The sequence below is a fragment of the Blautia wexlerae genome, assembly GCF_013300825.1.
Lineage (GTDB): Bacteria > Bacillota > Clostridia > Lachnospirales > Lachnospiraceae > Blautia_A > Blautia_A wexlerae_B.
The window spans coordinates 43,012-55,381 of record NZ_JAAIMY010000007.1 but is presented as its reverse complement, the minus strand read 5'-3'; the positions used below and the strand labels follow the sequence as shown (position 1 = coordinate 55,381).

Here is a 12,370-nt window from a genome sequence, read left to right as displayed (position 1 = left end):
TTTTAATAAGGCAGAACACCGAAAATGACCTCTACTCCTTTTGAAGTTTCACCGGTACTCAGTACAAAATTCTGATAATACAGCATATATTCTTTTCCGTTTCCGTAGCAGCCGGTAAGTTTCTCCGTTTTCTTAGGCTTTCCGAGAAGTTTTTTTAATGTTGCTGCTTTCTTTTCATATCCATATGCTTTTCTCAGTTTTGAACTCTTTACACTGTCGTATACTCCGGTTTTGGAATTGAATACATAGAATTTGTCATTGATAACATAAATCCCTTTCAGCATTCTTGCGTTTGTATCAAATCCATAATATTTTTTGCCGATTTTTTTGACTGCAGGTGTTTTAACACCAAGCTTTACAGAGCCTGAATATGCTGCTCCGTTTTTTCCAAAATAATATCTGTATGAATAAATCTTTCCTTTTTTGGTAACCTTTACAGTTTTCCATTTATTTGTTACCTTTTCAGATTGACCGTTTTTATTGATAACATAATAATAGTACTTTCCCTTTTCTTTTACCAGACCTGTCTTTGCATCGCCTGTATTGGCAGCTTCTGTGCTGACCGGAGTCAGCCAGAATACTGCTGATGCAGAAGCAAACAGAAGGCAGAAGATCATCAGGAACATTTTTATTTGTTTTTTTATCATAAATGCTTTTCTCCTGTTTCACTTAAAATTTTCATAATCCCGGAAGGTAAAAATCTGTCAGAAATTTACATTATATGTTTTCTGGGTTTTGTAAACCTTTCCTTTCATTGCATTACGTTTCTGCATAAACCATTTTCCCTTTCTCAAAGAAGAAAATCTGTTGGCATTGGTATCAAAGGTGTACCATTTGTTTCCAACTTTGATTTCTACCCATCCATGGTTCTGCCATCTTGTCTTGTTAAACGCATTACTTGTTCCCACACAGATTCTTACAGGAAGTCCGGTTGCACGTCTTGCAAGGTAGGCAAATGCAGCAGCGTCATGATAGCAGCTTCCAGCTTTTGTTTTAAGCATTTCCTGTGCAAATTTACTGTCCCAGCCAGATGCTGACGGAATTCCACCCATGTATCTCTTATATCCGAAAGCTTTTTTTGTATAGTTAAACAGTTTCTGTAATTTTTGTTTATCTGTTGTTTTTGCAGTAAATTTCTGAGTTTTGATTACCTTGTCAAGAGCCTTTGCAAAACTCTTTGTAAGAACTTTAGCAGAGCTTTTAGCAGTTGCTGCTTCGGCCTGAACAGTTTCGGTTACTGCAGGTACTGTCGCAGGAGCAGAGCTGCATGCTAAGGTAGCTGCTGTGCAAAGTACTGTCAGTTTTTTCATAAATTTGTTCTTCATCTTTTCTTTTTCTCCTTTTTTTAAACTTTTTATCCAAATTTAACAGAGCCTGAAGTCCAGTGGTAAACACCATACCCATAGGTTCCGTAAATTCCGCTTGCCCATCCGGCGTAAGTTGCTTCCGGATCGTAGCTGAGTCCGGATATCTGAACCCAGCAATGACGCGTCATTCCGTCAGATCTGCCATCACGTGAACCTGGAACATATCCATAAATTATGTACGGTTCATATCCGATTTCCTTTGCCAGTGCCGCAAATGCACAGGCAAAACCATAACAGTTTCCACCCCTGTTTTGCAGAGTATAAAGTGCCATGGAACGCTGCCAGTTTTTCTGACCCAGATTTGGGTAATGTGACCAGTATCTGATATTTCCACCTACAACATATCTCCAGCAGGCGTATAATTTTTGGCTTTTTGTCATTTTTGAATTAGTAATAGAAGACACGATCTGCATACTGCGGATTTTTAACAACGCATCTGTAGTTTCTTTCGCTGCTCCTGATGAAGTGAAATAATACTTCTTCTTCTCACGGTAACGTTTTTTGTAAATCCTTCCTTTGGAATTGGCGTAGTAAAGGTGGTTTTTTCTGATAAAATATCCAGTTGCAGCTTTTCCGTCCTTTGTTGTCAGACAATAAGAATATTTGCCTATTGTGACAATTTTGCCAGCCCGGTTCTCAAGTCTTTTGTGATCTTTACCAAACACATAAACTACATTATTTTTGAAAATCACTCCGCCGGTCACAGCATATCCATTTGAATCAAAGTAGTAATGATCTCCATCAATTACTTTCCATTTATTTTTAATCTTATTTCCTTTGAAATAATAACACAGCTTATTACCCTCTTCAACAAGACCTTTCCGGGAAACCACCGTCGGAGAGGGTGTCGGGGATACTGTCGGCGGAGCCTCTGATGCATACACACTTCCTGATGCAAAGATAAACAACATACAGGTTATGACACCAAGAAGTGTTTTTAACTTTTTCATGTCAATTCTCCTTTTCTTTTCATAAATAGTACTCACAATCTGTATTATATCAAAAAGTGGAATGTATTTCCATATTTTATAAGTATTTAATCAAAAAAACTGCTGCAAAAAATATGTACCTGACATATCTTTTTACAGCAGTATTCTGGAAAATCAGTGATTATAATTTCTTACCTGTAAGCATTTCATAACCCTGAAGATATTTTCCAATTGTCTTATCCACAATGTCCTGCGGAAGTGTCCAGTCATTGTCCGGATTTGCTTTCAGCCAGTCACGTGCAAACTGTTTGTCAAAGGATGGCTGGCCATGTCCCGGTTCATATCCTTCAGCAGGCCAGAAACGGGAGCTGTCCGGTGTGAGCATCTCATCACCGATTACCATGTTTCCGTCTTTATCCAGACCAAATTCAAATTTGGTATCTGCGATAATGATTCCCTTGCTTAATGCGTATTCCGCACATTTCTTATAAAGTGCAATTGTATTATCACGAAGTTTTGCAGCTAATTCCTCTCCTCTGCCCGGGAAATATTTCTCAAGGTGAGCGATGCTCTGCTCATAGGAGATATTTTCGTCATGATCGCCAATCTCAGCCTTTGTGGACGGAGTATAGATCGGCTCAGGAAGCTTGTCAGATTCCTTCAGTCCTTCCGGTAATTCAATGCCGCAGACTTTACCTGTCTTCTTGTAGCTTTCCCAGCCGCTTCCTGTAATATATCCACGAACAATACATTCAATAGGCAGCATCTCAAGCTTACGGCACATCATGCTGTTTCCGTCAAATTTCTCCTGCTGGAAAAATTCAGGCATATCTTTTACATCTACAGAAATCATGTGGTTCGGCAGAATGTCTTCTGTCATGTCAAACCAGAACTTGGACATCTGAGTCAGTACAGTTCCCTTCTTGGTTACCTGATTGTTCAGGATAACATCAAAGCAGCTGATGCGGTCTGTCGCAACCATGATCAGGCTGTCACCGTTGTCATAAATCTCACGTACTTTACCTTCTTTGATTGGTTTCATTTCCTGCATTTTTTCGCACCTCAATATTCGTTATGTAATTTGTAAAACTCCAAAATTATCGGCCTTTGCCGAAATCACTGTATTACCGTACCACTATCTCTGTAAGGTTGTCAATACACTGAATTTTATTTAGCTTTGCTGATAAAATGTAAGCAAAGGTTAATTTTCACTTCATATCCTAAATTGGCTTTATTCTTCCTTCGCCCATCCGTAAGAATATTTTACAGCCTTATTCCATCCTTTGATCTTCTGCTCTCTTGTTTCTCCTGTAATAGACGGGTAGAATTTCTGATCAATGGACCAGTTATGGCGTACTTCTTCTTTGTTGCTCCAGTAGCCTACTGCCAGACCTGCCAGATAAGCAGCCCCCATTGCAGTTGTCTCAACACAGCATGGACGGTTGACCGGTGCATTGATAATATCTGCCTGTGTCTGCATCAGGAAATTGTTGGCACTGGCTCCGCCATCAACTTTTAATGCCGCCAGATTAATGCCTGAATCTGCTTTCATGGCATTTAGTACGTCATTTACCTGATAGGCAATAGATTCCAGCGTTGCGCGGATAATATGATATTTGTTCACACCTCGGGTAATTCCTACGATCGTACCTCTCGCATACTGATCCCAGTGGGGAGCTCCCAGTCCTGTAAAGGCCGGCACAACATAACATCCATGTGTATCTGATACTTTATTTGCCATATACTCGGAATCTTCAGAAGAATCAATTACCTTTAATTCATCTCGCAGCCACTGGATAGCTGCACCTGCAACAAAAATTGATCCTTCCAGTGCATAGGTTACCTTTCCGTCCAGTCCCCATGCAATCGTAGTAACCAGTCCGTTTTTTGAAAAGACAGGTTTTTCTCCTGTATTCATCAGAAGAAAACATCCTGTGCCATAAGTATTTTTTGCTTCTCCGGCATTAAAGCAGGTCTGGCCAAACAAAGCAGCCTGCTGATCACCTGCTGCACCTGCAATAGGGATAGCACCGCCAAGGACTGCCGGATCTGCTTTTCCATAAATACAGCTGGATGGCATTGGTTTGGGAAGCATGGACTTTGGAATGTCAAGTTCATTCAAAATTTCCTGATCCCACTGTAAAGTATTGATATTAAAAAGCATGGTTCTGGATGCATTGGAATAATCTGTAACATGGACTCTGCCCTTTGTCAGTTTCCAGATCAGCCAGGTTTCCACAGTTCCAAACAAAAGCTGCCCTTTCTGCGCTTTCTCTCTGGCTCCTTCTACATTGTCCAGAATCCACTTTATTTTTGTTGCAGAGAAATAAGCATCGATCACAAGCCCTGTTTTCTCCCTGAATTTCTCAGTCAGTCCTCTGGCTTTCAGCGAGTCGCAGTATTCCGATGTTCTGCGACACTGCCATACGATCGCATGATAGACAGGTACGCCGGTATTTTTATCCCATACGATTGCAGTTTCTCTCTGGTTTGTGATTCCGATCGCAGCGATCTTTGAAGCATCTGCTCCGATCTTGGTCATTGCCTCTACTGCCACACCCAGCATACTGGCCCATATCTCATCTGCATCATGTTCTACCCAGCCCGGTTTCGGGAAATACTGGGTAAATTCTCTCTGTGCAACACTTAAACGTTCTCCCTTTTCATTAAACAGGATACAGCGGTTGCTGGTCGTCCCGGCATCCAGTGCCATAATATATTTTCCCATAAAAGATTTCCTCCGTTCTCTTTCATTATTATAACCATACCACAAACATCTGAAGGTTGCTATTCTTTTTTATTCATGTTATGATGCAGACAAAACGAAACGTTACTGCTATTATAGAAAGATGGAGTACAATATTTTGAAGAAAAAAGAATTTATTTTTATAGGTGGTATTCTTATTCTTGCACTGGCGATGTGGGGAGGAATGTCTCTTATAAATAAGGGCAGTCATGGTTCCATCCGCATTACTGTAGACGGAAAAGAATATGGAACTTATTCTCTGGAAAAGGATCAGACGATTAAAATCAACGATACAAATGTCTGTGAGATCAAAGACGGTCAGGCACGTATGATCTCTGCACAATGCCCCGATCATCTGTGTATGAAACAGAAGGCAATCGATGAAAAAGGAGGCACCATCGTATGCCTCCCTAATAAAGTCGTTATTGAAGGGGAAAAAAGTACTGACAGTAAAAAAACTGACGAACCGGTAATTGACGCAGTAACCTGAGCTCTCCGTTGCCTGTAACTGAATAACTGTTTCACAGTTCGGCTAAAAGCAAAATTAAAAGGAACCATATTATACGGCAGCTATATGATGATACACACCAGCCCGCCCTTACTGTCATTGACAATTTTCTGCATGGTATCCTGAAGCTTTACCTGGCTTTCTTCGCTGATAGCTGCAATCTTGCTTCGGATGCCATCCTGTACCAGCTGCTCAATGGATTTACCGAAAATATTAGTCTCCCAGATACTCTCCCCCCTCTGGCTGCCTTCGTCAATATACTGGATCAGATCCTTTGCCTGCTGTTCTGTTCCCACTATGGGAGCAATTTCAGTTTCTATATTTGCCTTTATCATATGGATAGACGGACTCTTTGACTTTATCTTTACTCCATATTTATTCCCCTGTCGGATCACTTCAGGCTGTGCGATCTCAATCTCATCCAGATTCGGGACAACCACACCATAACCGGTTCCACGCACTGCTTCCAGTGCAGTCTGCACTTTTACATATTCCTCTTTCATATGTACCAGTTCCTGCATTGTATGGATCAGTTCATATTCACTCTCCATTTCGATTCCACTCATTTGACTGAGCATCCTGTAATAATATTCTTCCTTTATGCGTATTCTTACCTTTACTGTTCCATCGGATAAGCCTACATCTTCCAGAAGGGAATCCTGTACATAAGGTCCGGATAATTTTACAGATTCCTTTGTGATATCACGTATATGCTGCATACTTTTCATTTTATCCCTGATCTGTGAAAGGATCTGCTGTTTTAACTCATGCTCCAGGGGAAGCATTTCTACCCAGCGCGGAATAAAAAACTGAATCTGACTGACAGGAAATTCATATAAAACCTTCTCCAGAATCCTGGCAATATCTTCTTTTCTCAATTGGTCACAGTTTACTGTCAGAGCAGTTACCTTATATTTCTGTTGGATTTCTTCCGCTGTTTTCAGAGCCGCATCTTTATATGGCATCTGCGAATTTACCAGCACGATAAATGGTTTCTGCTGTTTTTTCAGTTCCTGAATAGTCTTCTCTTCTGCCTCCGGAAAATTGTCTCTGGGAAGTTCACCGAAACTTCCGTCAGTTGTGACCACAATACCTATTGTGGAATGCTCCTGAATTACTTTCTGTGTTCCGATGCGTGCGGCCTCGCGAAATGGGATTGCCTGCTCAAACCAGGGAGTTTTTACCATTCGTTCTTTCCCGTCCTCCGTCTGCCCGGATGCACCCTTTACCAGAAAACCCACACTGTCGATCAGGCGGATCTTTACCTGCTGATCTTCTCCGAGAGTGATGGGAACTGCTTCTTTGGGAATAAATTTTGTTTCTACTGTGGTGATGATTTTGCCTGATCCGCTTAAAGGAAGCTGATCTCTGATCTCTGCCTGCTTTGTATCTGACATCTGCGGCAATGCAACAAGTTCCATGAATCTGCGGATAAATGTAGATTTTCCTGTGCGGACAGGTCCTACGACCCCTATGTATATATCTCCCCCTGTACGGGCCTGGATATCACGATACACCTGAAAATTTTCCATAAAAATAGCCCCCTTGCATATTTACACATAACCTTCATGTATTGTTATAAAATATGCAAGGAAGCTTTAAAATATTCTATTTATCATTTGGACATATTGTTACTGTCAGGTATCACAGATGTTCTTTAATAGGAATCATTGTGAAGCAGATGATGCTCTTTGCCTTTCAGAAGTCCGTTGTAAAGTTCCAGAACTAACGGGTTTTCATCGGATTTCTTAATGATAGTTGTATTATCTGCATTATACAGGCCCTTAGCTCTCAGAGCTTTGGTTCTGTCGCCGGATCTTGTCGGCTGTCCGCCACCCATGATACATCCACGGCGGCATGCCATGATCTCGATCAGATGATATTCTTTCTCACCATTCTTAACCTGTTCCATAACGGTTCTTGCGTTTGCAAGGCCGCTGGCAACACAGATATTAAGGTTCATTCCTTCATAAGGAACTGTAAATTCCTTGATTCCCTCATCTCCACGAACACCGCATTCTGCGATCTCATGCATGGTTTCTTTGCTGTGATCCGGAGTCAGGCGGCGGAGAACTGCTTCTGTAACACCTCCCGTAACACCGAAGATAACACCACCACCGGAGCCGAAGCCAAACGGCATATCACAGGCTTCCGGATCAAGAGTTGCAAAGTCAAGACCAAAGTTATCGATCATGCGGAGCAGCTCTGTAGTTGTAATAACGATATCTGTATCCTGTTCACCGTCTGTGAAGCTGTTCGGACGAACTGCTTCTGCTTTCTTGGCTGTACATGGCATAATAGAGATCATAACTGTTTTCTTGCCGCCGGCATGTTCCGGATCGCGGAAGTACTCTTTGATTACTGCTGAGAGCATTCCCTGTGGAGAACGGCAGGTAGAAAGATTAGGAATATACTCCTTGTACTGGTCTGTGATAAACTTCACCCATGCAGGACAGCAGGAAGTAAGAAGCGGAAGTTTCTCACCCTTCTTAATTCTGTCAAGGAACTCGGCACTCTCTTCCATAATAGTAAGGTCAGCACTGAATGAAGTATCATAAACTTCATCGAATCCCATTCTGTGGAGAGCATTGACAATCTTACCCATAACACTCTTGCCTTTGGTCAGTCCATAATGATCACCTACTGCGACACGTACTGCAGGAGCGATCTGAGCAACTACACGTATATTCGGATCAGCAAGTGCTTCCCATGCCTCGTCCATATGTGTCTTGATCGCAATAGCACCTGTTGGGCAATATACACGACACTGACCGCAGTTTACACATTCTGTCTCTGCGATTTTTTTGTTAAATGCAGGCATTACCATGGCCTCAGTTCCCCGGAATGCAAATCCTAAAGCTCCGATTCCCTGAAGTTCTTCGCAGGCACGTACGCAGTCACCACACAGAATACATTTGTTTGGATCACGAACCAGAGAAGGAGAACTTGTATCCAACTCATGATATTCCCTGGTATTTTTGAAACGGATTGTCTGTACGCCCAGCCTGTGTGCCAGTTCCTGAAGGACACACTCACCACTCTTAACACAGGTTGTACAGTCACGACAATGTGCTGCAAGCAATAATTCTACAATTAGTTTTCTGTATTTCTTGACTCTTCCGGAATTGGTATAGATCACCATTCCATCTCTTGGCTGTTCAGAACATGAGGCAAATGTTTTTCCCCTCTCGTCTTCAACTGTACATAAACGACAGGCACCAAAAGTGGATACCTCTGAGTGGTAGCACAGTGTCGGAATATTGATCCCTGCCTTGCGGATGACAGACAGGACATTTTTTTCATCGGTAAATTCTACCTTTCTACCGTCAATTATCATATGGCCCATAGTGTATCCTCCCTTCTATGCTTCCACATATACTGCATCAAAGTTACAGTTGTCCTTACATGCACCGCATTTGATACAGATGTCGTTATCAATGTGATATGGATGTTTAATCTTACCTGAGATTGCACCTGCCGGACAGTTCTTTGCACATTTACCGCAGCCGATACAGAACTCAGGGTTGATGTGGAACTGACGAAGAGCAGTACATACTTTTGCACGGCATTTCTTATCGCAGATATGTTCCTCATATTCATCGCGGAAGCGTTTGAGAGTACTGATAACAGGAAGAGGCGCACTCTTGCCAAGTCCGCACAGAGCCATGTTCTGAACCATATTTGCAAGCTCTTCCAGCTCATCCAGATCGGACATCTCACCCTTGCCATCTACGATCCTCTCCAGGATCTCCAGCATACGTTTGGTACCCTCACGGCACGGTACACATTTACCGCAGCTCTCACGCTGGGTGAAGTTCATAAAGAATCTGGCAACCTCAACCATACAGGTATTCTCGTCCATAACTACCAGACCACCAGATCCCATAATCGCATCTAATTTTTTGACAGAATCAAAATCAAGAGGTGCATCCAGCTGGTCAAGGATCAGACATCCGCCGGACGGACCGCCGATCTGGACACCTTTAAATGCAGCGCCACTCTTTAAGCCACCACCGATATCATAGATAATGTGGCGGAGTGTGGTTCCCATAGGAACCTCTATCAGACCGGTATTCTCGATAGAACCGGTCAGTGAGAAGGTTTTAGTTCCGGGGCTTCCCTCTGTACCGATGGTGCGGAACCAGTCTGCTCCCTGAAGAATAATCTTCGGTACATTAGCATAGGTTTCTACATTATTAAGAACTGTAGGCTTACCCCACAGACCTTTCTCTACTGTACGGGGCGGTTTTACACGAGGCATACCTCTGTTACCCTCGATAGATGCGGTAAGTGCCGAACCTTCTCCACATACGAAAGCTCCGGCACCTCTGTTGATATGTAAATGGAAGTTTACACCGGAATTTAAAATATTATCACCTAACAGGCCATATTTTTCTGCCTGTTCAATCGCCATCCTAAGTCTCTTTACAGAAAGAGGATACTCTGCACGAACATAAATATATCCATTCTCCGCACCGACTGCGTAGGCTGCAATAGTCATACCTTCGATCATCTTATATGGATCACCTTCCATGACGGAACCATCCATAAATGCACCGGGATCACCCTCATCACCATTACATACAACATAACGGGTTTTCTCTGCCTGACGTGCAACCTGAGACCATTTCTTGCCTGCCGGGAATCCTGCACCGCCACGACCGCGAAGCCCGGATTTAGTTACTTCATCAATAACTTCCTGCGGGGACATGCTTCCCATCACTTTTGCAAGTGCCTGATAGCCTCCCACAGCAATATACTCTTCGATAGATTCCGCATCGATTTTTCCGCAGTTTTCAAGGACGATACGTGTTTGTTGATTTAAGAAAGGAATATCATCAGGATGTGGACAGACTGTATTATTATTATCACGATAAAACAGTCTCTCTACAGGTTTCCCTTCCAATATAGTTCTCTCCACAATTTCCTTACAGTCTTCCGGCTGTACGTGAACATACTGATAATCATATGGTTCAATTCTCATCAGAGGTCCAAGTTCACATAAGCCCTGGCACCCTGTCTTGATCACGCCTACATGAGGCACATCCTTCTGCATTTCAACTGTTACTCCATCAATTCTCTCACAGAGTACTGACATCTCTTCATAAATCTTCTGCGCTCCGGATGCGATACATCCGGTACCTGAACAGACAAGAACGCGGCAGGTATAAGATTTAATCTGCTCATTTACTTCAGCCTGCTTATTTAACAGGTCTTCTTTACTCTTAATACTCATACGCACTCTCCTCTCAGTTTATTCAAAAGTTCTACAGCTTTCTCAGGAGTCATCTTCGGATGTACTTCATCATTGACAGTCAGTGTGGGGGCAAGTCCACATGCACCCAGACAGGATACTGTTTCTACGGTAAAAAGCATGTCATCTGTAGTGTGTTTCTTGTTGCTCAGTCCAAGTTCCTTCATCAAAGCTTCTTTTACAGGCATGGATTTTCTCACATGACAGGCTGTTCCGTCACACACTTTAATGACATATTTCCCTTTCGGCTCAAAAGAAAAATTCTCATAGAATGTGGCTACACTGTAGGCCTTGGCTTCTTTTACTCCGATTTCTTTCGCTACATAAGTCAGCAATTCTCCCGGCAGGTAACGATATTCCGCCTGAATATCCTGCATGATCGGAATCAGCGATGCTGCTGTACGTCCGTAGTGCTCGATGATCTCATCCGCTTTTCTGTAATAAGACTGGTCTAACATTCGGTTCCCTCCTTAAATAGTAATTTTGATACATCGGTTTTAATATAGTACCGATATATCGATTCCCACGCAGCTTTAGTTATTTTCAACATATGTGCTGTTGATATTATACATTATATAGTTGTTTTGCACAATATCATTTTTGAAATTTTCTGAAATTAATTTATAACAATTTGTTATAGATGTATAGTATTCATAAATGTATATAAATGAAAAGCAATTTCTTTAACAGGGTTGTTAATTTAATAGCAATATCAAAACAAAAAAAGATCATTGAAAAGAATATTATCTTCTTCTCAATGACCTTTCTGGAAATGGCTGCATTATTTAATTTCATGTTCCTCATGGAAATGCTTATATTTTTCTATAAACATCAACAGAAAGCTGATCATAAGGAATCCACAGGAAACCCAGATCATTCTGATTCCATAGCGTATGGACAGATTTCCACCAATGCCGGCACCCAGGGCAAACATAAGAATGATTCCAAAATAATACATCGCCTGTTTTAGCTGTTTTGATTTTTTTTCACGAAAATAAACTGACAACGCAGCTGTACCACTGCGCAAATTACCGATACACATAGTACTTGCATAGGAATATCCGTTTACCTTGCGGAAGGACTGTACCTGCATTGCACAGGCGAAAGATGCCATGGCATTTGCCAGCATATTGTATTCGGTTGGCAGGAAACCTACTGTAAATAAGATCAGGATTTCTGCCAGCAGAACACCCTGTCTCCAGTGGAGCTTCTGCGCATATTTATAATTTGCCTGTATTTTCTCCGCAACCCATACGCCCAGTGCAAAGAAAATAATAGGAAAGAAGTATCCCAGTCCTGCTGTCAGTTCTCCTGCCATAAAGTGCTGGCTCATAAGAACGACGTTTCCTGTCTGTGCATTACAGAATACTTCGTTTCTTGCATTATAGGTGTAAGCATCCTGAAAACCTCCTGACAGTGCCAGGAATGCACTGTTTAAAAAGGCTTCCGACATTTGTATTTCGTGTTGATTATGATCTTTCATGATTTTCCCCGTTCAAGTTTATTTGCAGTTATCTCCTGTACGGATAACTGCCTTTATTCTTTTACCGTTTATTTTCAAACATT

11 protein-coding genes are annotated in these 12,370 nt (G+C 42.0%); 1 reads left to right on the top strand and 10 read right to left on the bottom strand.

Annotation, left to right across the window (positions count from 1 at the left end):
* Positions 1-2: 2 nt before the first annotated feature.
* The 5 genes from G4417_RS05605 to glpK all read right to left on the bottom strand — a co-directional run bounded on the left by G4417_RS05605 (position 3) and on the right by glpK (position 5,024).
* Positions 3-647, bottom strand: coding sequence for a hypothetical protein (locus G4417_RS05605; protein ID WP_173682914.1), 645 nt, complete (start codon positions 645-647; stop codon positions 3-5).
* Positions 648-704: 57 nt separating this feature from the next.
* Positions 705-1,325 carry a transglutaminase-like domain-containing protein gene (locus tag G4417_RS05600; RefSeq protein ID WP_173682913.1) on the bottom strand — a complete coding sequence of 207 codons (621 nt, stop codon included), beginning with the start codon at positions 1,323-1,325 and terminating at the stop codon, positions 705-707.
* Positions 1,326-1,354: 29 nt separating this feature from the next.
* A complete protein-coding gene (locus G4417_RS05595) occupies positions 1,355-2,317 on the bottom strand; it encodes a transglutaminase domain-containing protein (RefSeq protein WP_173682912.1) in 963 nt (320 codons plus the stop codon).
* A gap of 160 nt (positions 2,318-2,477) precedes the next feature.
* Positions 2,478-3,347, bottom strand: coding sequence for a phosphoribosylaminoimidazolesuccinocarboxamide synthase (locus G4417_RS05590; protein ID WP_020993888.1), 870 nt, complete (start codon positions 3,345-3,347; stop codon positions 2,478-2,480).
* Positions 3,348-3,527: 180 nt separating this feature from the next.
* Positions 3,528-5,024, bottom strand: coding sequence for a glycerol kinase GlpK (gene glpK / locus G4417_RS05585; protein ID WP_173682911.1), 1,497 nt, complete (start codon positions 5,022-5,024; stop codon positions 3,528-3,530).
* 121 nt (positions 5,025-5,145) lie between these two features.
* Between glpK and G4417_RS05580 the strand changes: the two genes are divergently transcribed.
* Complete coding sequence (locus tag G4417_RS05580; protein ID WP_044952115.1) at positions 5,146-5,532, top strand: NusG domain II-containing protein; 387 nt, start codon at positions 5,146-5,148, stop codon at positions 5,530-5,532.
* Between the two features lie 80 nt (positions 5,533-5,612).
* Here G4417_RS05580 and spoIVA read toward each other — a convergent pair whose 3' ends face one another.
* The 5 genes from spoIVA to G4417_RS05555 form a co-directional block, all read right to left on the bottom strand.
* A complete protein-coding gene (spoIVA, locus tag G4417_RS05575; protein WP_173682910.1) occupies positions 5,613-7,082 on the bottom strand; it encodes a stage IV sporulation protein A in 1,470 nt (489 codons plus the stop codon).
* A 125-nt stretch (positions 7,083-7,207) separates the two neighbouring features.
* Complete coding sequence (locus G4417_RS05570) at positions 7,208-8,896, bottom strand: [FeFe] hydrogenase, group A (protein WP_055149631.1); 1,689 nt, start codon at positions 8,894-8,896, stop codon at positions 7,208-7,210.
* Between the two features lie 15 nt (positions 8,897-8,911).
* The gene (locus G4417_RS05565; RefSeq protein WP_173682909.1) at positions 8,912-10,786 is read right to left on the bottom strand and encodes an NADH-quinone oxidoreductase subunit NuoF; all 1,875 of its coding nucleotides are present in this window, start codon (positions 10,784-10,786) and stop codon (positions 8,912-8,914) included.
* A complete protein-coding gene (locus tag G4417_RS05560) occupies positions 10,783-11,262 on the bottom strand; it encodes a complex I 24 kDa subunit family protein (RefSeq protein WP_008703034.1) in 480 nt (159 codons plus the stop codon). The genes G4417_RS05565 and G4417_RS05560 overlap by 4 nt, the downstream gene beginning before the upstream one ends.
* Before the next feature lie 323 nt (positions 11,263-11,585).
* Positions 11,586-12,287: a YoaK family protein gene (locus tag G4417_RS05555; protein WP_025576998.1), complete on the bottom strand. Its 702-nt coding sequence runs from the start codon at positions 12,285-12,287 to the stop codon at positions 11,586-11,588.
* Positions 12,288-12,370: the final 83 nt, after the last annotated feature.

What these genes read in the sequence shown, in the direction of transcription:
- G4417_RS05570 (WP_055149631.1), bottom strand. Translation starts at nt 8,896, where the DNA reads ATGGGCCATATGATAATTGACGGTAGAAAGGTAGAATTTACCGATGAA.
- spoIVA (WP_173682910.1), bottom strand. Translation starts at nt 7,082, where the DNA reads ATGGAAAATTTTCAGGTGTATCGTGATATCCAGGCCCGTACAGGGGGA.
- G4417_RS05565 (WP_173682909.1), bottom strand. Translation starts at nt 10,786, where the DNA reads ATGAGTATTAAGAGTAAAGAAGACCTGTTAAATAAGCAGGCTGAAGTA.
- G4417_RS05600 (WP_173682913.1), bottom strand. Translation starts at nt 1,325, where the DNA reads ATGAAGAACAAATTTATGAAAAAACTGACAGTACTTTGCACAGCAGCT.
- G4417_RS05580 (WP_044952115.1), top strand. Translation starts at nt 5,146, where the DNA reads ATGGAGTACAATATTTTGAAGAAAAAAGAATTTATTTTTATAGGTGGT.
- G4417_RS05595 (WP_173682912.1), bottom strand. Translation starts at nt 2,317, where the DNA reads ATGAAAAAGTTAAAAACACTTCTTGGTGTCATAACCTGTATGTTGTTT.
- glpK (WP_173682911.1), bottom strand. Translation starts at nt 5,024, where the DNA reads ATGGGAAAATATATTATGGCACTGGATGCCGGGACGACCAGCAACCGC.
- G4417_RS05560 (WP_008703034.1), bottom strand. Translation starts at nt 11,262, where the DNA reads ATGTTAGACCAGTCTTATTACAGAAAAGCGGATGAGATCATCGAGCAC.
- G4417_RS05555 (WP_025576998.1), bottom strand. Translation starts at nt 12,287, where the DNA reads ATGAAAGATCATAATCAACACGAAATACAAATGTCGGAAGCCTTTTTA.
- G4417_RS05605 (WP_173682914.1), bottom strand. Translation starts at nt 647, where the DNA reads ATGATAAAAAAACAAATAAAAATGTTCCTGATGATCTTCTGCCTTCTG.
- G4417_RS05590 (WP_020993888.1), bottom strand. Translation starts at nt 3,347, where the DNA reads ATGCAGGAAATGAAACCAATCAAAGAAGGTAAAGTACGTGAGATTTAT.